This is a genomic window from Catenulispora subtropica, from assembly GCF_039531675.1.
GTDB lineage: Bacteria > Actinomycetota > Actinomycetes > Streptomycetales > Catenulisporaceae > Catenulispora > Catenulispora subtropica.
The window spans coordinates 20,421-39,438 of record NZ_BAAAQM010000080.1; the positions used below are offsets into that span (position 1 = coordinate 20,421).

Sequence of the window (19,018 nt, forward strand, 5' to 3'; positions counted from 1 at the left end):
CCCGCTCGCCGACCGCTCGCCGCCCGCTCGCCGACCGCCCGCCGACCGCCCGCCGGCCCCTGCCGGGCCGGTCCGGCGGGCAGGTGAGAAGGTCCGGTTCCGTCCTCCCCCGACGAAGAAGGCCCGAAGATGCTCGCCTTCACGATCCGCCGCATCCTGGTGTCGATCCCCATCCTGATCCTGTCGACGTTCCTGGTCTTCCTGCTGGTCGCCTGGGGCGCCGACCCCCTGTCCGACTTCAAGTCCAAGAACCCCCCGCCGTCCGCGGCCGAGGTCGCCGCGCGCGAGCACGCGCTCGGCCTGGACCACGGGCTGCTGGTCCAGTACTGGAACTGGATCAGGAACCTGGTGGTGCACGGGGACTTCGGCCCCTCGGTGCAGGGCGCGGCCTTCGACATCAACGCCGAGCTGGGCCGCCGGACCTGGGTCACCTTCCGGCTGGTGATCTGCTCGATCATCATCGCGCTGATCCTGGCCGTGGTCGTCGGCGTGGTCACGGCCGTGAAGCAGTACAGCGTCACCGACTACGTCGCGACCCTGATCGGCTTCTTCTTCCTGTCGCTGCCGGTGTTCTGGTTCGCGATCCTGCTCAAGATCTGGGCCACCGACCTCAACAACTCGCTGGGAACCAACATCAAGACCCTGGGGCCACCGGGAGGCCAGTGGGGCGGGATCGGGAACTGGGCCGGCTACCTGGTGCTGCCGACCATCACCCTGGCGCTGAGCTCCTACGCCACCTGGGCCCGGTTCCAGCGGGCCTCGATGCTGGACGTGCTGAACAGCGACTACATGCGGCTGGCCCGGGCCAAGGGCCTGTCGTCGCGCCGGGTCATGGTCAAACACGGCCTGCGCACCGCGCTCATCCCGATGACCACGCAGGTCACCCTGGACGTCGCGGCGATCATGGGCGGCACGGTCATCACCGAGCAGATCTTCCAGTGGCAGGGGCTGGGGACGATGTTCCTCAACGGCATCCGGACCCAGGACACCAACGCGGTGCTGGCGTGGCTGCTCATCTCGGCGACGTTGGTGATCGTCTTCAACCTGATCGCGGACCTGCTCTACGCGGTCCTCGACCCGCGGATCCGGCTGTCGTAGGAGGGAAGGCGCATGACCGAGAACCCCCCGCCCCGGGACGTCAACGACGAGTCGGGCCGGCCCGATCTCGGCCCGACCCCGGGCGGCCGCAACGCCGAGTTCCTCGGTGAGCAGGGCCAGCAGCCCGGGCTGATGATAGACGCGGTCACACCCGGCGGCGAGGACATACTGGAATCGCGGGAGCCGACCGACCGCGAGTTCGGCGTCAAGGCGCGCAGTCAGTGGCAGCTGGTGCTGCGCCGGTTCCTCCAGCACAAGCTGGCGGTGGCCTCGGTGATCGTGCTGCTGCTGGTGGTGCTGTTCGCCTTCGTCGGCGCGGCGGTGTGGCACTACTCGCCGACCCAGTTCACCGACGACTTCTCGGTGGCGCCCTCGGCCAAGCACCCGTTCGGCACCGACAGCAACGGCGCCGACCACATGGCGCAGGTGATGGCCGGCACCCAGCTGTCGTTGAAGATCGCGTTCACCGTGGCGATCCTCGCCAGCGTGTTCGGCTCGATCTACGGCGCGGTCTCCGGGTACTACCGGGGCATCACCGACACTCTGATGATGCGCCTGGTCGACCTGTTCCTGACCATCCCGGCGCTGGCCGTCGGCGCGCTGCTGGGCAAGAAGTTCGGCAGCAACTGGGCGCTGCTGGCCCTGGTGCTGGCCGCGCTGCTGTGGACCGGGTCGGCCCGCGTGGTGCGCGGTCAGGTGCTCTCGGTCCGGGAGAAGGAGTTCGTGGAGGCCGCGCGGGCGCTGGGCGCCACCGACCGGCGGATCATCTTCCGGCACATCCTGCCCAACGTGGCCGGCCCGATCATCGTGCTGTTCACCCTGCTGGTGGCCACCGCGGTGCTCACCGAGACGGCGCTGAGCTATCTGGGCTTCGGCGTGCAGTTCCCGGACATCTCGCTGGGCTCGCTGATCACCGCCGGCGAGACCGCGGCCACCGGCGGGCGCGGCTGGCTGTTCTACTTCCCGGGCCTGTTCATCATCCTCATCGCGCTGACCGTGAACTTCATCGGCGACGGCCTGCGCGACGCCCTCGACCCGACCCAGACGAAGGTCCGCGCATGAGTGCTGAGTATCCGGACGCCGCGCTCCCCGACTCCGCGAGCCCCGGCAGCGCCGTGCTGTCGGTGCGGGACCTGACCGTCACCTTCCCCAGCGACGCCGGGCCGGTGCAGGCCGTCCGGGGCGTCTCCTACGACCTGATGCCCGGCGAGGTGCTGGGGATCGTCGGCGAGTCCGGCTCCGGCAAGTCGGTCAGCTCGATGGCGGTCATGGGGCTGCTGCCGAAGACCGCGCGGACCACCGGCTCGGTGCGCTTCCGGGGGCGGGAGCTGCTGGGGCTCCCGGAGAAGGAGATGACCGCGGTCCGGGGCAAGAGGATCGCGATGATCTTCCAGGACCCGATGACCTCGCTGAACCCGGTCTACAAGATCGGCTGGCAGCTGTCCGAGGCGGTGCTGGCGCACCACGACGTCTCCAAGGAGGTGGCCCGCAAGCGGTCGCTGGAGCTGCTGGAGATCGTCGGCATCCCGTCGCCGGACAAGCGGATCGACCAGTACCCGCACGAGTTCTCCGGCGGGATGCGGCAGCGCGTGGTGATCGCGATAGCGATGGCCAACGACCCGGACGTGATCATCGCCGACGAACCGACCACCGCGCTGGACGTGACGGTGCAGGCCCAGGTGCTGGAGGCGCTGCGGGCGGCGCAGCACGAGACCGGCGCCGCGATGGTGCTGATCACCCACGACCTGGGCGTGGTGGCCGGCCAGGCGGACCGGGTGCTGGTGATGTACGCCGGCAAGCCGGTGGAGATCGGGCCCATCGACGGGATCTACTACCAGCCGCGGATGCCGTACACGGTCGGGCTGCTGGGCTCGCTGCCGCGGCTGGACCAGCGGACCCAGGAGAAGCTGACGCCGATCCCGGGCACGCCGCCGTCGGTGGTGAACCTGCCGCCGGGCTGCCCGTTCGCACCGCGCTGCCCGCTGAAGTCCGACGTCTGCCTGCGGACCGAGCCGTCGCTGCTGCCGGTGCTCGGCGCCGAGCACCAGGCGGCGTGCCACCACAGCGACCTGCTGGCGTACGAGGGCGCGATGGACGTCTTCAGCACCGATCCGAACGCCGCCCCGGGGCAGGGGCCGCAGGGCGAGCAGCACCTCGGCGAGGAGCCGGGTCAGAGCCCTGACCGGGCTCCGCGTCAGGAACCGGGCCAGGCGCCGGGTCAGGAACCAGGTCAGGAAACAGGCGGGACAACCGGTCAGGAACCGGGCCGGCCACCCGGTCAGCACCCCGGCCAGGACCGCCGGGACCCCGGTCAGGACCCGCAGAGCGGAGCCGCGCAGTGAGCACCACGACCCCGAACCCGGCCCCCGCGTCGCCCTCCGGCGCCGGTGCGGGCACCGGCCCCACCCCCCTGCTGTCGGTCCGGAACCTGGTCAAGGAGTTCCCGATCCGCTCTTCCGGCCTGATCCGCAAGCAGGTCGGTGTGGTCCAGGCGGTGTCGGACATCTCCTTCGACATCAGCGCCGGGGAGACCCTGGGCCTGGTCGGCGAGTCCGGCTGCGGCAAGTCGACGACCTCGCGCGCGGTCCTGCACCTGCAGCCGGCGACCTCCGGCCGGGTGCTGTTCGACGGCCGCGACCTGACCACCCTCGGCAAGAACGAGCTGCGCCGGCTGCGGCGCGACATGCAGCTGGTGTTCCAGGACCCGTTCGCCAGCCTGGACCCGCGGATCACGGTCAACGAGATCATCGCCGAACCGCTGCGCATCCACGGCCTGTACGGCGACAAGGCGGGCGGCCGGCGCAAGGTCGACGAGCTGATGGGCATCGTCGGCCTGAAGCCCGAGCACGGCAACCGCTACCCGCACGAGTTCTCCGGCGGCCAGCGCCAGCGCATCGGCATCGCGCGGGCCCTGGCACTGCGGCCCCGGCTGCTGGTCCTGGACGAGCCGGTGTCGGCGCTGGACGTGTCCATCCAGGCCGGTGTCATCAACCTGCTGGAGGAGCTGCAGGACGAGCTCGGCCTGGCGTACCTGTTCGTGGCCCACGACCTGTCGGTGGTCCGCCACATCGCCGACCGCGTCGCGGTGATGTACCTGGGCAAGATCGTCGAGCTCGGCCCGCGCGACGAGCTGTTCGACCACCCCCAGCACCCGTACACCCAGGCTCTGATCTCGGCTATCCCGATCCCCGACCCCCGCCGCGAGCGCTCCCGCGAGCGCATCCTGCTGCAGGGCGACGTGCCGTCCCCGGCGAACCCGCCGTCCGGCTGCCGCTTCCGCACCCGCTGCCCCAAGTTCCTGACCCTGACCTCCGGCCAGCAGCAGAAGTGCATCGACGAGGAACCCCTGCTGGTCGGCCGCGGCCCCGGCGGGATGGCGACGAGCGAGGACGCGACGCACAAGGCCGCGTGCCACTACGCGGAGTCGGTGCGGGTGCTGTGAACGGCCGAGGCCGCACCGGTGCGCGCGGCGCCGGTGCGGCCTCGGCGGCCGAGCGGTCCTACTGCTGCACGATCTTCGTCGGCCGCACGCCGATCTTGACCCGGTCCTTCGCGTCGGCCGGGGTGACCGGGGTGCCGTCGTACCACTCGGACAGCACCTGGTACATCGTGGCCTCGGGGTCGTCCTCGATCTTCTCGACGACGCCGCGCACCTCCATGTAGCCGTAGACGTTGTCCGGGTCGAGGAAGGCGATGGAGACCCGCGGCTCATGGGCGATGTTCTTGTACTTCTGCCGGTAGTTCGTGTGCGTGAACCAGAGCAGCTCCCCGTCCCACTTGAACCACATCGGGTTCACCTGCGGGGCGCCGTCCGGACGGACCGTGGCCAGGTTGACCAGGACCTTCTTCTCCAGCAGTGCGCGGGCCTTGTCGGAAATCTCGAGCGTCATACGGGGTCCCAACCTCTCGTGCGGGCGATGCCATTCCCGATCATCGCGGCTGCGCGGCGTAGGCGTCGATCTCGGCCGTCAGGCGGCCCTTGGCGTCGGCGTCGAGGAAGGAGGCTCGGACCGCGTTCTGGGCCAGGTCCGCGACGCCGCGCTCGTCCAGGCCCAGCAGCTTGGCCGCGACCTCGTACTCGGTGTTCAGGTCGGTGCCGAACATCGGCGGGTCGTCGCTGTTCACGGTGATCAGCAGGCCGGCCTCGGCCATGCGGCGGATCGGGTGCTGGTCCAGGTCCCTCACCACGCCGGTGGCGATGTTGGAGGTCGGGCACACCTCGATCGGGATGCGGTGCTCGCCGAGGTGATCGACCAGTTCGTCGTCCTGGACCAGGGAGGTGCCGTGGCCGATGCGCTCGGCCTTCAGGTGGCGCAGCGCGTCCCACACGGTCTCCGGGCCGGTCGACTCGCCGGCGTGCGGGACGCTGTGCAGGCCGAGGGCCAGGGCCCGCTCGAAGTGCGGGGCGAACTGCGGCCGGGGCACGCCGATCTCCGGTCCGCCGAGGCCGAAGCCGACCAGGGACTCCGGCAGACGGGCCTCGATCAGCGCGACGGTGTCCTCGGCGGCCTCCACGCCGGCCTCGCCGGGGATGTCGAAGATCCACTTCAGGGTCAGGCCGAAGTCCCGGTACGCGGCCTCCCGCGCGTCCTCGATCGCCTCCAGGTACGCCGCGCCCTCGATGCCGCGCCGCATGTGGGAGTACGGAGTGCAGGTCAGCTCGGCGTAGCGGATGTTCTGCACGGCCATGTCCCGCGCGACGCCGTAGGTCAGGTCCCGCACGTCCTCGGGGGTGCGGATCAGGTCGACGACGCTCAGGTAGAGCTCGATGAAATGCCGGAAGTCCGTGAACGTGAAGTACTCCGCGAGCTGTTCCGGATCCGTGGGCACATCGGTCGCGCCTTCATAACGGGCCGCGAGGCCGGCGACGACGCGCGGCGAGGCGGACCCGACATGGTGGACGTGGAGCTCGGCCTTGGGCAGTCCCTGGATGAAGTCGCGCATGCGCGCGATTCTGCCCTAAGGGTCCGTTCTACGGATCGGTGACCGTGGTCAGTGCGGGCTCAGCCGCAGGATCGCGTTGTCCCGTCCGGCGCCCGCCACGGAGAGCACGACCCCGATCGCGGCGTACGCCGCCAGCACCCAGATCGCGGTCCCCAGGCCTTGCGAGTGGAAGTAGGCCACTCCGCGCACCGCGTTGGTTCCCTGGAAGTTCGGCAGCCACGGCCCGATCACCCGCCAGAACGCCGGGATCATGTTCCGCGGCCACGGGCCGCCCGCCGAGGGATTGCCGAGGATCACGAACAGCACGATCCCGATCCCGGTCCCGATCAGTCCCAGGAACGTCTGCAGCCCGTTGGCGAACATCGCCACCCCGAACACGACCAGCGTGCCGACCAGGGCCTGGAGCCACCAGGACCCGCCGAGGAAGCCCATGATGGTGTGCACGATCAGCGTGCCGCCGATCCCGCACAGGACGCTGTATCCGGCCAGCAGCCCGGTCCGCTCCAGGGCCAGGCGCCGCGTCCGGCTCTGCATCCCGCCCATCAGGCCGACCAGCGTCGAGGCCAGGTAGCCGCCCACGACCCAGGCGATGACCAGGTAGAACGGCACCAGTCCGGAGGGGTCGCCACGGTGCGGCGGCACCACGACCCGCGTCTGCAGCGTGTGCTGCTGCGCCTGGGCGACCTGTGTGAACGCGGCCTGCATCGCCTGCGGCGCGGCCGGCCCGATCGCGGTGGTGACGAGCAGTTCGTCGGTGGTGCCGGCGGGAGCCGGGACGTAGGCACCGAGCACGTCCCGGTGCTGGATCGCGTTCTCCGCGGCCGCCACACCGGCCTCGGGCTTGAGCGTGAACAGCGGACCCGACTGGTCCACGGACTTCTGGAGCTGCTGCACCACGGGCGCCGGGGCGACCACGCCGACCGGCATCCGGTGCGGCTTCTGCGGGCCGTGCAGCGCGCCGGTGTAGGAGACCACGAACGCCAACTGCAGGAGCAGCGCCAGGAACAGGAAGAAACCGATCCGCAGCTTGCGGTCGGTCTCGTTCCGGTTCCTGTTGGCGGCTCGCAGGGCGGCACGGTTCATGCCGGGCGATTACCCGCCGGCCCGGGCGGAATGCCCCGACTGTGCCGATCGGGTGGATCGCGGCCCTTACTTGCGGCCCTTCCTGCGCTCCTTCGGCTGCGCCGGGGCCTGCGTCCGGGTCTTCGCCTTGGGCACGCCGCCGATCATCTTCGGCATCCGGCCCAGGGTGGTGGCCGGGGTCGGGACCGGCCGCGCGGCCTCCGACCCGCCCTCCGGCGGCACCGCGCCGCCGAGCGGGCGCATCCGCAGGATCGCCGACTCCCTCGCCCAGCGGCGCTGGTAATCGTCGCCCTCGGCGAGGTTGAGGCGCTCGGCGTGCAGCGCCGCGGCCGCCGCGCCCCAGTCCGGGGTGCCGGGCACGACCAGCTCCACCTGACTCAGCCAGCTGATCACCCGGCCGCCGCTCTCCTTGCTCCGCATGCCGATCTCGACCACCCGGCCCGGCACCGCCCAGACCGGCAGCGGCTGTTCGGCGCCGCCGGCCACGACCGTCACGGCCCCGTCGTGCCAGACGTGCCACACCGCCTGCGGGCCGCTCCGGTCCGGACCCTTCGCGGCCTCCTCGGACAGTCCCGCGGGGCTGAGCCAGACCAGGCCGGACTTCTTGGCGGCCTCCTCGATCAGGGCCGCGTCGAAGTCGGGCTCCGGAACCCAGGGTGCTTCGGAACCGGCGGCGGAGGCGGAGGGCTGCTCGGGCATGGCCGTAGCGTCTCACACCTTGCACGGCGCGATCGATCAGTCCGCGGGGGCGGAGGCGCACGGCGGGCGGCGCTTCCCGCATCCTGAGCACGCCCGTGACGTCCTTGCGCCCGCGATTACGCTGATACCCGCTGACAGGAGCACATTCAGGGACAGGGGCTTACACGTGACCGGGATACACAGGTGACCGCGGAAAGCGTGGCATCCGCCGGGGGAGCCGCGGCGACCGCGCCACCGCCGGTCGCGGTCCGCGTCTCGGCGGTCCACCGCCCGCCGAAGGCCGACATGGCGGTCCTGGGGGTCGCGGTCACGGCGGTCGGGACATCCGGGCCGCTGATCGCCGCCGCCGACGCGCCGGCCATGGCGATCGCCTTCTGGCGCAACGCGATAGCCACGGCGGTCTTCGCCCCGTACGTGCTGGCCCGGCGGGGTCTGCGGGCCGAGCTGCGCGGCCTCGGCGCCCGCACCACACTGCTCGCCCTGGTCTCCGGGCTGGTGCTGGGGGCGCACTTCGCGACCTGGACGCCGTCGGCGAAGCTGTCGTCGGTGGCGTCCGCGACGGCGTTCGCCGCGACGCAGCCGATCTTCGCCGCGGTCGTGGCGCGGGCCATGGGGCACCACGTGCCGCGGCGCGCGTGGTCCGGGATCGTGGTGGCCTTCGCCGGGGTGATCGTGTTGTCCGGCGTCGACTTCCACGCCTCGCTGCGGGCGTTCGAAGGCGATCTGCTGGCGCTGACCGCGGCCGCGTTCGCCGCCGTCTACATGACGATCGGCGGCGAGGTGCGGAAGACGGCGTCGCTGCCGACGTACGCGCTGCTGTGCTACGGGGCCGCGTCGGTCTTCCTGATCGGGGCCGCGGTGGCGACCGGCTCGTCGCTCACCGGCTTCGGCGGCGGCGCGTGGGCGAAGATCGGGGCGCTGACCGTGCTCGCGCAGTTCCTCGGGCACACCCTGTTCAACCGGGTCGTGAAGACGACCAGCCCGACCGTGATCTCGACCGCCATCCTGCTCGAAGTCCCGCTGGCGGCGGTGATCGCCGCGATCTTCCTCGGGCAGGTCCCGTCCGTGTGGGCGATCCCGGGGGCGGTGCTGATCCTCGGCGGGCTGCTGCTCGTCGTGACCGGGAACCGCACATAATCTTCGTCCCGGAAGTGGCGCGCGTCATGATGACGCCCTAGGTGACCCGCCAGTAACGTGACCGCTATATCAAGCGGTCCGTACCCACTCCCGGGAGGGAACCCACCCATGTCCGAGTCCGCACGACCCCAGCGCCCGCGCCGCTCCTGCCTGGCCGTCCCCGGCTCCAACCCGCGCTTCCTGGAGAAGGCGCAGGGCCTGCCGGCCGACCAGGTGTTCCTGGACCTGGAGGACGCCTGCGCGCCGCTGGCCAAGCCCGAGGCCCGGCACACGATCGTGAAGTTCCTCAACGAGGGGGACTGGACCGGCAAGACGCGGGTGGTGCGCGTCAACGACTGGACCACCGAGTGGACCTACCGCGACGTGGTGACCGTGGTCGAGGGCGCCGGCCAGAACCTGGACTGCATCATGCTGCCGAAGGTGCAGAACGCGGGCCAGGTGCAGGCGCTGGACCTGCTGCTGACCCAGATCGAGAAGACGATGGGCTTCGAGGTCGGGAAGATCGGCATCGAGGCGCAGATCGAGAACGCGGCCGGGCTGGTGAACGTCGACGAGATCGCGGCGGCGAGCCCGCGGCTGGAGACCATCATCTTCGGGCCGGCCGACTTCATGGCCTCGATCAACATGAAGTCGCTGGTGGTGGGCGCGCTGATCCCGGGCTACCCGGCCGACCCGTACCACTACATCCTGATGCGCATCCTGATGGCGGCGCGGATGCACGACCTGCAGGCGATCGACGGCCCCTTCCTCCAGGTGCGGGACGTCGACGCGTTCCGCGAGGTCGCGGGGCGCTCGGCGGCGCTCGGCTTCGACGGGAAGTGGGTGCTGCACCCCGGCCAGGTCGAGGCGGCGAACGAGATCTACTCGCCGTCGCAGGAGGACTACGACCACGCCGAGCTGATCCTGGACGCGTACGACTACTGCACGTCCGAGGCCGGCGGGAAGAAGGGCTCGGCGATGCTCGGCGACGAGATGATCGACGAGGCCTCCCGGAAGATGGCCCTGGTCATCGCGGGCAAGGGCCGGGCCGCGGGGATGACGCGGACCACGTCGTTCGAGATCCCGGAGGCCTGACCATGGGGCGCCTGGCGCAGACCGACGGCCTGACGGACATCCAGCAGGAGATCCTCGCGACCGTCCGGACGTTCGTGGACAAGGAGATCATCCCGGTCGCGAACGAGCTGGAGCACGCGGACGAGTACCCGGCGCAGATCGTCGAGGGCATGAAGGAGATGGGCCTGTTCGGGCTCATGATCCCCGAGGAGTACGGCGGCCTCGGCGAGTCGCTCCTCACCTACGCGCTGGTGGTCGAGGAGATCGCGCGCGGCTGGATGTCGGTGTCCGGGATCCTGAACACCCACTTCATCGTGGCCTACATGATCAAGCAGCACGGCACCGACGAGCAGAAGGCGCACTTCCTGCCGCGGATGGCCGAGGGCGAGGTCCGTGCCGCCTTCTCGATGTCGGAGCCGGCGCTGGGGTCGGACGTCGCGGCGATCACGACCAAGGCCGTTCCCGAGGGCGGCGGCGAGAGTTATGTGATCAACGGCCAGAAGATGTGGCTGACCAACGGCGGGTCCTCCACCCTGGTCGCCCTGCTCGCGCGGACCGACCTCGGGGAGGCGGCGCCGCACAGGAACCTCACCACGTTCCTGGTGGAGAAGCCGGCCGGGTTCGGCGAGGTGGCACCCGGGCTGACCGTCCCCGGCAAGATCCAGAAGATGGGCTACAAGGGCGTCGACACCACCGAGCTGGTGCTGTCCGACTACCGGATCCCGGCGGACCGGATCCTCGGCGGCACGCCCGGCAAGGGCTTCGCGCACATGATGGACGGCGTCGAGGTCGGGCGGGTCAACGTCGCCGCCCGGGCCTGCGGCATCGCCGTCCGCGCGTTCGAGCTCGGCGCCGCCTACGCGCAGCAGCGCACGACGTTCGGCAAGCCGATCGCCCAGCACCAGGCGATCCAGTTCAAGCTGGCCGAGATGGGCGTCAAGGTCGAGGCGGCGCACGCCATGATGGTGCGCGCGGCCAAGGTCAAGGACTCCGGCCGCCGCAACGACCTCGAGGCCGGGATGGCGAAGTACCTCGCGGCCGAGTACTGCAAGGAGGTCGTCGAGGACTCCTTCCGGATCCACGGCGGCTACGGGTACTCGAAGGAGTACGAGATCGAGCGGCTGTACCGCGAGGCGCCGATGCTGCTGATCGGCGAGGGCACGGCCGAGATCCAGAAGATGATCATCGGCCGGCGGCTGCTCGAGGACTACAAGGCCAAGTGAGCCCGGTCCGCCCTGTGACGCCGCGTGGCGTCACAGGGCGGAGCCGTGCCTCGACTGACACCGGCACCGTCGACGGTCGCCTCCACCGCTGGGACGCGGAGGCTGAGCCGGGTCCGGATATCGCGGTACCTGATTTCAGGACACTGGGCCTGGAAGCCGGACGCGGCCGAGACGCTCACGCGGGGCATCGCGTCCGCCGAAAACGGACGGCCATCGCCTGGAGGCTGGGGCGCCGAGTGCCGTCTCGCCCTGGGCGAGCGCGGCCACAGTCTGCCCTGGCGGCGCTGCCGTCCTGCGCGACGCCAGCCTGATCCAGGGCCGTCCGGATGGGTCAGGCGGGCATAACCGGGTAGCCCGGCCGTCTGCCCTCTCGGCGCACTGTCGGCGTGCGATCATGGCAGTCGAGGAACAACCCGGGCAAATCGCGCCTATGGCGGCGTGGTTCGGCGGGCCGGGTCCCTGCGGAGGGAGGCGCGGTGCGGTTCGTGAACGATGGCGGGACGCTGCTGCACGTCGTGCGGGACGGCGCCGCGGGGCCCGTGGTCCTGTTCGTGCAGGGGCTGGCCGGGGCGTGGTTCGAGTGGGACCCGGTGGTGCCGATGCTGGCCCCGGACTACCGCCTGGTGCGGTTCGACCGGCCGGGGCTGGGATGGTCGCAGCAGGAGTCCGGGCTCGACGGCCGGCCGGTTCCGCAGACCCTGGCGGGCGAGGCCGAGCGGTTGGGACGGGTCCTGGACGGCGTGGGCGTCGGCCGGGACGAGCGGGTGGTCCTCGTCGCGCACTCCTACGGGGCGTTCCACGCCGAGGCCTTCGCCCGGCTGCAGCCGGAGCGGGTGGCGGGCGTGGTGTTCGTCGACGCGAGTGTGGAGCCCGACATCACGCCGAAGCCGGGAGGGCCGGCGCGGGCCGTGGCGCGGGCGGTGGCCCGCACGACCCAGCTGCTGGGCTTGAACCAGGTCCTCGGGCCCGGCGTGCGGCGGCTCGTGTATCAGGCCACGAGCACCACGCACCGGGATCCGGACCCTGCGTCGGGCCGGGCCGTCTACCGGTCCAGCCGGGTGGCGCGGGCCGTCGCCAACGAACTCGCGTCGTACCGTGCGGCCGCCGTGGGGTTGCTTGAGCTCCGGTGTGAGCTTCCTTTTCCGGAAGTGCTGGTGCAAGTGCTGGTGGGGGCGGCGGGCGCCGGGGCGGGCGGGCATGCGGCGGACTGGGTCGAACGTCAGCGCGCCTTCGCGGGCTTGTTTCCCGGGGCTGAAGTCGTAGAGTTGGCCGATGCCAAACACCTGATCGCCGCGGATCGTCCGGACGCCGTCGCCACCGCCGTGCGCTCCCTGGGTTTTTGAGTGGTCGCTCCCGCTGCGGGGCCGGGTTGCGGCAGGATGGTGTTCGAGGCGGTTGAAGAGCGCGAACGTATAGGGCGGGAAGCTGAACAGTGGCGACTTACTACGTCATAGCGAGGATGGACGGGACACGCTTCGTAGGGCCGGACCACCACAAGGTCGACCTTTGCGACGCTCTGCAGCGGGGTGTCACCACCTTCATCCCCTCGGCGTGGCAGGACCACGATCCGCTCACGATGGATGACGACGAGGCCTCACCGAAGAGCGACGTCCCGGTCGGGCTGCTGGTCTACCCGGACCCGGCGCAGGCGGGGCTGGGCATCGCCGACGACATGACGCTCTCGCTCGGCATCGACGGCGGCTTCCGGATGTTCCAGCTGCAGGCCGTCCCGGCGCCCGAGCACTACACGCCGTCCAGCGCGATCGGCGCGCAGGCCATCGTCACCCGCGAGTTCCTGGTGGTCGCCGAAGTGCCGGCCTGGTGGGCCTTCGGACCGCACGGCCGACATGTCAATGGGCTGATCACCGCGGTGTCGAACCTGGGGCGGCAGCAGGTCGACCAGATCGGCGCCGGCCTGGAACGCCCGGACGTGATCTTCGAGGTGGACCGGCGCGAGGTGCTGGACGCCGCGGACCTGGAGCTGCTGCGGCACGAGCGGGTCGGCGCGGCCCGGGTCGCCCGCGGCTACGCGCGCGCCGCCACGTACCGTGCCTGGGACCGCGACGCGGGCCTGTCGCGGGCGGCGTCCCTGATCGGCGACCTGGCGCACGCCACGGTGGTGGGCGACGTGCTCAGCGAGGACCAGCTGGGGCTGCTGCTCAAGAAGCTCACGCCGCACATCTCCGAGGTCATGCCGGCCGGTGAGATGGAGCCCTACGGCGCCGTCGTCGGTGGCGAGGACGGCGACGCCGACGGGGACTTCGAGGGCTGACCCCGGCCGCCCGCCGGGGCCGGGTCTCAGGCGGGCGGGGTGAGGTCCTCGCGCGGCGTGGCGAACGGGTCGTCGTCGACGACCTCGGCCGTCTGCGTCTCCGCGGCCGGTGGCGCGTACTGCGGCGGCACCGCGTCCTGGACTGGTTCCTGCTGCGGGGCCGACGCCGGCCCTTGGGCCTGTGTCACAGGCTGATACCGGGGCTGGTACTGAGGCGGGTACGGGCCCTGGGGCGGGTACGGGCTCTCGGGCGGGTACGGGCTCTGGGCCTGAGGCGGCATCGGGTACCCGCCGGGAATCGGCATCCCGTAGCCGTACCCGTAGCCCTGGGCCATCGGCGGCAGCCCCTGCGCGGCGCGCGAGCCCGGCCCGTCGTACCAGTCGCCCTCGGCGTTGCGCTGCTTCTGCGTCTTGGTGACCGTCTGCACGTAGCAGATCGCCAGCCCCGCCGAGACCGCCAGCACCGGCAGGGCGATCAGCCCGGCGTCCGTCAGGCTCCGCATCGCCTTCAGGTACTCGGTCGGGCCCACGGCGTCCTGGGTCTTCGTGTTCGCGCTGCTGACCCCGAACATCAGCAGATACGTGCCGACGAACGACGCCCACCACCATCCGGTGATGAAGCCGCCGCTGTCCGGGTTCCGGTCCGGCCGCCGGCCGGCCATCGTGCCCCGGTAGACGTCGCGGGCCACGATGCAGGGGATGACCCAGTTCGCGAACGGGATGAACCAGCCGCCGATCGACCAGCCGACGCTCATCGTCCCCCGGTTCGGAGCGTAGGCCTCGGCGTTGTTGCGGGCCGCCCAGAACCAGCACATGAACACCACGACGGTGCCCAGCATCGTCAGGATCAGGAGGCCGTCCCCGATCCGGACCAGGGTGTCGGACAGGTCCACGCTGTGCGGGTCGACCGACCCGGGGTCGTCGAGCAGGCCGTCGAGCAGCGAGCTCCGCCAGGCCAGCCCGGCCGTCCCGAGCGCGGCGAACCCGACGTCCAGGCCGAGCAGGATCGTCAGCGCCGTGCCGAGGCCCGCCACCGAGGTCCTGATGGCCGGCACGCGGTGGCCCGGACCGTACGGGGCCGGGTAGCCGTATTGATGTGTCCCATACACGCCGGGCATCCCATCAGGGCACGCACAGTCCGTCAAGAACGTGGCGGACCTCACCGCCGCGCGTACTACTGGCGGGTAGCCCCGTGCGCGAAGATGACAGCGGCAGCGCCGACCGGCGAAGGCGGCGATTGTTGGAGTAAGTGCAGACCAGGCGAAGGGACTCACCATGCAGTTCGGCCGGTACTACGAGGAGTTCGAGGTCGGCGCGGTGTACAAGCACTGGCCGGGCAAGACCGTCACCGAGTATGACGACCACCTCTTCTGCCTGCTCACCATGAACCACCACCCGCTGCACATGGACGCGAACTACGCGGAGCAGACCACCGACTTCAAGCGCAACGTGGTCGTCGGCAACTACATCTACTCGCTGCTGCTGGGCATGTCGGTGCCGGACGTCTCGGGCAAGGCCATCGCCAACCTGGAGGTGGAGTCGCTGCGGCACATCGCCCCGACCTTCCACGGCGACACCATCTACGGCGAGACCGAGGTCCTGGACAAGACCGAGTCCAAGTCGAAGGACGACCGCGGCGTGGTCTACGTGGAGACCAAGGGCTACAAGCAGGACGGCACCGTGGTCTGCGTGTTCCGCCGCAAGGTGATGGTCCCCAAGCGCTCGTACGGCGAGGCCCGGGGCGGGGAGCAGCCCGGGCGTCCGGTCCCGGCGGCGTAAGGCGGCGGAGCGGCGGTCCGGCGGCGCGGCGGCCCGCGCTACGCCGTCGGGGTGACGGGGCTTGACGGATCGGCGCCCACGAGAGGACCGTCAGTCTCTATGAAGGTCGAGCCCAGCTGCCCACGCTGTGGGGGCCGGGTGCGCGCACCCGGCCTGCTGTCCGCGACCTGGCAGTGCGACCTGCACGGATCCGTCCAGCCGCTGCAGCCCGTGCAGCCGCCGACGGTGAAGGAACTCGCCGAGGCCGCCGCCAACAGCCAGGTCCCGATGTGGATGCCGTGGCCGCTGCCCACCGGCTGGGAGTTCACCGGCGTGGTCCACGCCGGGGACGACGCCGGCGCCCGTGCCACCGCCGTGTCCTGCGCCGGCCCCAATCCGTTCGGCGGCGTGGGCGAGCTGCTGCTGATCGCCGAGGAGATGGGGGTCGGTCTCGGGGCCCGGTTCGCCGGCATCGACGGTCCGGACCCCGGCGAGATCTTCGAGGAGACCGCGGCGCACGCCAAGCTCTACGCGGCCGGCCGCTCGACCTCGATGTGGTGCGTCCCGAACACCGGGGACCGCGCGGTGTTCCTCGGCGAGGCCGGCGGCCTGTGGCTGTGGGCCGTGCTGTGGCCGCACGACGCCGCCCACCTGATGTACGAGGACCTGGTGCTGACCGATCTGCGGGACGCCGGGACGGAGATCGACTGGATCCCGGTCGGCGGGCTGTCCGGGCGCCTGATGGGCATCTAGCGGGATCCGGTCCCGGCGGGCCCGGTGAGCTGCGGGTGTGGCGGAAATGGGCACATCCGGTGAACCTCGTGTGATCGTCGGTGCGCGGGCCGCGGCCGGTCCGGCCGGGTAGGCGAGAATGAGGCCGTGACCCACTCTCCGCGCGACATCATCCTGCTCGGCTCGACCGGTTCCATCGGCACCCAGACCCTGGACCTGGTCGCGCGCAACCCCGACCGGTTCCGGGTCGTCGGCCTGGCGGCCGGCGGCGGCAATCCGGCGCTGCTGGCCGAGCAGGCGCTGGCCACCGGGGCCCGCACGGTCGCGGTCGCGAAGGCCAGTGCCGCGCAGGACCTGAACCTCGCCTTCTACGCCGCGGCGCAGAAGGCCGGGTACTCGGCCGGAGAGTTCAAGGTGCCGGAGATCCTGGCCGGGCCGGACGCCGCGGCGGAGCTGGCCGCGCGGCCCGGCGACATCGTGCTGAACGCCATCGACGGCGCTGCGGGCCTGACGGCCACGCTGGCCGCCCTGGACGCCGGCCGGACCCTGGCGCTGGCCAACAAGGAGTCGCTGATCATCGGCGGCGACCTGGTCACCCGCCGGGCCAAGCCCGGGCAGATCACGGCCGTCGACTCCGAGCACTCCGCGCTGGCCCAGGCCCTGCGCGGCGGCGCGAAGGAGGAGGTCGACAAGCTCGTCGTCACGGCCTCCGGCGGCCCGTTCCGCGGGTGGACCCGCGCCGAGATGGAGGACGCCACCCCCGAGCAGGCGATGGCCCACCCCACCTGGAACATGGGCCCGCTGGTCACCTGCAACTCGGCGACGCTGGTGAACAAGGGCCTGGAGGTGATCGAGGCGCACCTGTTGTTCGACGTGCCCTTCGAGCGCATCGAGGTGGTGGTGCACCCGCAGTCGATCGTGCACTCCATGGTGCAGTTCGTGGACGGCTCGACCCTGGCCCAGGCCAGCCCGCCGGACATGCGGATGGCCATCTCCCTGGCCCTGGGCTGGCCGGACCGGGTCCCGGACGCGGCCCCGGCCATGGACTGGACCAAGGCCTCCACCTGGGAGTTCTTCCCGCTCGACAACGAGGCGTTCCCCTCGGTGCGGCTGGCCAAGCAGGTCGGTGCAACCGGTGGCACGGCCCCGGCGGTCTTCAATGGGGCGAACGAGGAGTGTGTGGCCGCGTTCCTCGGCGGCCGCCTCCGCTTCCCGGCGATCGTCGATACCATCGAACGGGTGGTCGCCGAACACGCCGGTTCAGCGCGCTCTCAGGGTGGGGACCTTACCCTGGAGGCCGTTCTGGAGGCGGACGCCTGGGCACGGGCCCGGGCCCGTGAACTGACGGCCGGCTGAAGACGTGTAACAGGCATACCCGTGTAGACGACGTTAGGTGGACTGATCCGTGACCCTGTGGGGCTGGCTGCTCTTCGCCTTCGCGCTCGTGACCTCGATCATGCTCCATGAGGCCGGGCACATGATCTGTGCCCGCAAGGCCGGCGGCAAGGTCACGGAGTTCTTCGTCGGCTTCGGGCCGCGGATCTGGTCCTTCCGCAAGGGGGAGACCGAGTACGGCGTCAAGGCCATCCCGGCCGGCGGCTACGTGAAGATCATCGGGATGACGGACCTGGAGCCGATCGCCCCCGAGGACGAGCCGCGCGCCTTCTACAAGAAGCCGCTGCGCTGGCGGTTGCTGACGCTGTCGGCCGGTTCGCTGGTGCACTTCTTGATCGCGCTCGTGCTGTTCATGGCCATCCCGATGTTCTGGGGCACCTACAAGACCCCGGCCGCCACGGTCGGCGGGGTCAGCGCCTGTCTGAAGACCACGGCCGGCGACTGCACCCCGTCGGACCCGAAGAGTCCGGCCGCGCAGGCCGGGCTGCAGCAAGGCGACCAGATCACCGCGGTCGACGGCACGCCGGTGAAGACCTGGACCGACGTCACCGACGCGCTGCACAAGGGGCAGCCGGCGCTCGGCAAGGACGGCAAGCCGGTCTCCGCGCCGCGGCCGGTCACGATCACGTTCGTGCACGACGGCCGGACGCAGACCAGCCCGCAGGTCAGCCCGGCGGTCGGCAACCAGCTGAAGGACACCTCGAAGTACCAGGCCGGTCTGCTCATCGGCATCCAGCCGCCGGACCCGGTGCACCAGGACGTGAGCGTCCCGGCCTCGATCGGCCAGGGGTTCACCAGCTGGGGCAGCAACGCGAAGGCCTCGCTGCAGGGCCTGGTCGACATCCCGAAGTCGATCCCGAAGCTGTTCCAGAAGCAGGCGACCGACAACGGAGGCGCCGCCGCCCCCTCCGACCGCCCGGTCGGCGTCATCGGCATGGGCAACCTGACCGGCGACCTGATCAAGTCCGGCGGCTACGGCAACTTCCTCGGCTTCATCGCCAGCATCAACTTGTTCATCGGCATCTTCAACCTGCTGCCCCTGCTGCCGCTGGACGGCGGGCACATCGCGATCGCGCTGTACGAGGCGGCCCGCCGCAAGTTCGCTGCCCTGCGCGGCCGCCCGGACCCGGGCCGCGTGGACCTGAACAAGCTGATGCCGGCCGCCTTCACCTTCCTGGTGCTCTTCGTCGGCCTGTCGCTGCTGCTGATGGCCGCGGACATCACGAACCCGCTGAAGTTCCCCGGGTAGCCGGAATCCGCGCCTTGTCCGGGTCCTGTGCGGGTCTTACCGGTTCGCCAGGGCCCGCCGGGTTTGCCGGAACCGCCGCCGCAACGCTGTGACCTGCGCCACTGTTGCGCCGGTGAAGGCCAGGTGAAAATCTCGCGGCCGCGTTCGGAGCACCTTCGGAAGTGCCGTAGCGTGGTTGGTGAGTAGAAGACCATCCACGGAACGGTGAGACCTTGACCGCCATCGCGTTGGGCATGCCCGCACTTCCGACCAAGCCTCTGGCCATCCGTCGTAAGTCCCGCCAGATCATGGTGGGGAACGTCCCGGTCGGCGGCGACGCTCCGGTGTCCGTGCAGTCGATGACCACGACGCTCACCGCTGATGTGAACGCGACGT

19 protein-coding genes are annotated in these 19,018 nt (G+C 70.9%); 14 read left to right on the forward strand and 5 right to left on the reverse strand.

Features of this window, described 5'->3' with window-relative positions; all coding sequences use genetic code 11:
- Positions 1 to 129 precede the first annotated feature (129 nt).
- From ABD466_RS40920 to ABD466_RS40935, 4 genes are all read left to right on the forward strand, one after another.
- Entirely contained in the window at positions 130 to 1,098 is a 969-nt protein-coding gene (locus ABD466_RS40920) for an ABC transporter permease (RefSeq protein ID WP_344662696.1), read from the forward strand.
- 132 nt (positions 1,099 to 1,230) lie between these two features.
- Complete coding sequence (locus tag ABD466_RS40925; protein WP_425558867.1) at positions 1,231 to 2,160, forward strand: ABC transporter permease; 930 nt, start codon at positions 1,231 to 1,233, stop codon at positions 2,158 to 2,160.
- On the forward strand, positions 2,157 to 3,440 hold the full coding sequence (locus ABD466_RS40930) for an ABC transporter ATP-binding protein (protein WP_344662698.1): 1,284 nt from the start codon (positions 2,157 to 2,159) through the stop codon (positions 3,438 to 3,440). The genes ABD466_RS40925 and ABD466_RS40930 overlap by 4 nt, the downstream gene beginning before the upstream one ends.
- Positions 3,437 to 4,540, forward strand: a complete 1,104-nt coding sequence (locus ABD466_RS40935; RefSeq protein ID WP_425558866.1) for an ABC transporter ATP-binding protein — start codon at positions 3,437 to 3,439, stop codon at positions 4,538 to 4,540. Before ABD466_RS40930 ends, ABD466_RS40935 begins: the two co-directional genes overlap by 4 nt.
- Before the next feature lie 58 nt (positions 4,541 to 4,598).
- Here ABD466_RS40935 and ABD466_RS40940 read toward each other — a convergent pair whose 3' ends face one another.
- The 4 genes from ABD466_RS40940 to ABD466_RS40955 form a co-directional block, all read right to left on the reverse strand.
- A complete protein-coding gene (locus ABD466_RS40940; protein WP_344662699.1) occupies positions 4,599 to 4,988 on the reverse strand; it encodes a PPOX class F420-dependent oxidoreductase in 390 nt (129 codons plus the stop codon).
- A 40-nt stretch (positions 4,989 to 5,028) separates the two neighbouring features.
- Positions 5,029 to 6,042: an adenosine deaminase gene (locus tag ABD466_RS40945; RefSeq protein ID WP_344662700.1), complete on the reverse strand. Its 1,014-nt coding sequence runs from the start codon at positions 6,040 to 6,042 to the stop codon at positions 5,029 to 5,031.
- 48 nt (positions 6,043 to 6,090) lie between these two features.
- Positions 6,091 to 7,125: an ABC-2 transporter permease gene (locus ABD466_RS40950; protein ID WP_344662701.1), complete on the reverse strand. Its 1,035-nt coding sequence runs from the start codon at positions 7,123 to 7,125 to the stop codon at positions 6,091 to 6,093.
- A 66-nt stretch (positions 7,126 to 7,191) separates the two neighbouring features.
- Positions 7,192 to 7,824 (reverse strand): hypothetical protein, encoded by a 633-nt coding sequence (locus ABD466_RS40955; RefSeq protein WP_344662702.1) that lies wholly within the window; start codon positions 7,822 to 7,824, stop codon positions 7,192 to 7,194.
- Positions 7,825 to 8,007: 183 nt separating this feature from the next.
- Here ABD466_RS40955 and ABD466_RS40960 point away from each other — a divergent pair, with 183 nt between their 5' ends.
- The 5 genes from ABD466_RS40960 to ABD466_RS40980 all read left to right on the forward strand — a co-directional run bounded on the left by ABD466_RS40960 (position 8,008) and on the right by ABD466_RS40980 (position 13,509).
- Positions 8,008 to 8,961 (forward strand): DMT family transporter, encoded by a 954-nt coding sequence (locus tag ABD466_RS40960; RefSeq protein WP_344662703.1) that lies wholly within the window; start codon positions 8,008 to 8,010, stop codon positions 8,959 to 8,961.
- Positions 8,962 to 9,069: 108 nt separating this feature from the next.
- The gene (locus tag ABD466_RS40965; protein WP_344662704.1) at positions 9,070 to 10,035 is read left to right on the forward strand and encodes an HpcH/HpaI aldolase/citrate lyase family protein; all 966 of its coding nucleotides are present in this window, start codon (positions 9,070 to 9,072) and stop codon (positions 10,033 to 10,035) included.
- Positions 10,036 to 10,037: 2 nt separating this feature from the next.
- Positions 10,038 to 11,237, forward strand: a complete 1,200-nt coding sequence (locus ABD466_RS40970; RefSeq protein ID WP_344662705.1) for an acyl-CoA dehydrogenase family protein — start codon at positions 10,038 to 10,040, stop codon at positions 11,235 to 11,237.
- 476 nt (positions 11,238 to 11,713) lie between these two features.
- Entirely contained in the window at positions 11,714 to 12,580 is an 867-nt protein-coding gene (locus ABD466_RS40975) for an alpha/beta fold hydrolase (RefSeq protein ID WP_344662706.1), read from the forward strand.
- 116 nt (positions 12,581 to 12,696) lie between these two features.
- Entirely contained in the window at positions 12,697 to 13,509 is an 813-nt protein-coding gene (locus ABD466_RS40980) for a hypothetical protein (RefSeq protein WP_344662707.1), read from the forward strand.
- 26 nt (positions 13,510 to 13,535) lie between these two features.
- Here ABD466_RS40980 and ABD466_RS40985 read toward each other — a convergent pair whose 3' ends face one another.
- On the reverse strand, positions 13,536 to 14,627 hold the full coding sequence (locus ABD466_RS40985; protein ID WP_344662708.1) for a DUF4328 domain-containing protein: 1,092 nt from the start codon (positions 14,625 to 14,627) through the stop codon (positions 13,536 to 13,538).
- A 157-nt stretch (positions 14,628 to 14,784) separates the two neighbouring features.
- On the opposite strand from ABD466_RS40985, the gene ABD466_RS40990 reads away from it, so the two are divergent.
- From ABD466_RS40990 to ABD466_RS41010, 5 genes are all read left to right on the forward strand, one after another.
- Complete coding sequence (locus ABD466_RS40990; protein WP_344662709.1) at positions 14,785 to 15,288, forward strand: MaoC family dehydratase; 504 nt, start codon at positions 14,785 to 14,787, stop codon at positions 15,286 to 15,288.
- 99 nt (positions 15,289 to 15,387) lie between these two features.
- Complete coding sequence (locus ABD466_RS40995; RefSeq protein WP_344662710.1) at positions 15,388 to 16,020, forward strand: DUF6758 family protein; 633 nt, start codon at positions 15,388 to 15,390, stop codon at positions 16,018 to 16,020.
- 126 nt (positions 16,021 to 16,146) lie between these two features.
- A complete protein-coding gene (gene dxr / locus ABD466_RS41000) occupies positions 16,147 to 17,355 on the forward strand; it encodes a 1-deoxy-D-xylulose-5-phosphate reductoisomerase (protein ID WP_344662711.1) in 1,209 nt (402 codons plus the stop codon).
- A 49-nt stretch (positions 17,356 to 17,404) separates the two neighbouring features.
- A complete protein-coding gene (locus ABD466_RS41005) occupies positions 17,405 to 18,643 on the forward strand; it encodes a M50 family metallopeptidase (RefSeq protein ID WP_344662712.1) in 1,239 nt (412 codons plus the stop codon).
- 212 nt (positions 18,644 to 18,855) lie between these two features.
- On the forward strand, positions 18,856 to 19,018 hold a 163-nt coding region (locus ABD466_RS41010), incomplete at its 3' end, for a flavodoxin-dependent (E)-4-hydroxy-3-methylbut-2-enyl-diphosphate synthase (RefSeq protein WP_344662714.1).

What these genes read in the sequence shown, in the direction of transcription:
- ABD466_RS40945 (WP_344662700.1), bottom strand. Translation starts at nt 6,042, where the DNA reads ATGCGCGACTTCATCCAGGGACTGCCCAAGGCCGAGCTCCACGTCCAC.
- ABD466_RS40950 (WP_344662701.1), bottom strand. Translation starts at nt 7,125, where the DNA reads ATGAACCGTGCCGCCCTGCGAGCCGCCAACAGGAACCGGAACGAGACC.
- ABD466_RS40940 (WP_344662699.1), bottom strand. Translation starts at nt 4,988, where the DNA reads ATGACGCTCGAGATTTCCGACAAGGCCCGCGCACTGCTGGAGAAGAAG.
- ABD466_RS40980 (WP_344662707.1), top strand. Translation starts at nt 12,697, where the DNA reads ATGGACGGGACACGCTTCGTAGGGCCGGACCACCACAAGGTCGACCTT.
- ABD466_RS40920 (WP_344662696.1), top strand. Translation starts at nt 130, where the DNA reads ATGCTCGCCTTCACGATCCGCCGCATCCTGGTGTCGATCCCCATCCTG.
- ABD466_RS40955 (WP_344662702.1), bottom strand. Translation starts at nt 7,824, where the DNA reads ATGCCCGAGCAGCCCTCCGCCTCCGCCGCCGGTTCCGAAGCACCCTGG.
- ABD466_RS40970 (WP_344662705.1), top strand. Translation starts at nt 10,038, where the DNA reads ATGGGGCGCCTGGCGCAGACCGACGGCCTGACGGACATCCAGCAGGAG.
- ABD466_RS40965 (WP_344662704.1), top strand. Translation starts at nt 9,070, where the DNA reads ATGTCCGAGTCCGCACGACCCCAGCGCCCGCGCCGCTCCTGCCTGGCC.
- ABD466_RS40985 (WP_344662708.1), bottom strand. Translation starts at nt 14,627, where the DNA reads ATGCCCGGCGTGTATGGGACACATCAATACGGCTACCCGGCCCCGTAC.
- ABD466_RS40990 (WP_344662709.1), top strand. Translation starts at nt 14,785, where the DNA reads ATGCAGTTCGGCCGGTACTACGAGGAGTTCGAGGTCGGCGCGGTGTAC.
- ABD466_RS40995 (WP_344662710.1), top strand. Translation starts at nt 15,388, where the DNA reads ATGAAGGTCGAGCCCAGCTGCCCACGCTGTGGGGGCCGGGTGCGCGCA.
- ABD466_RS40925 (WP_425558867.1), top strand. Translation starts at nt 1,231, where the DNA reads ATGATAGACGCGGTCACACCCGGCGGCGAGGACATACTGGAATCGCGG.
- ABD466_RS40930 (WP_344662698.1), top strand. Translation starts at nt 2,157, where the DNA reads ATGAGTGCTGAGTATCCGGACGCCGCGCTCCCCGACTCCGCGAGCCCC.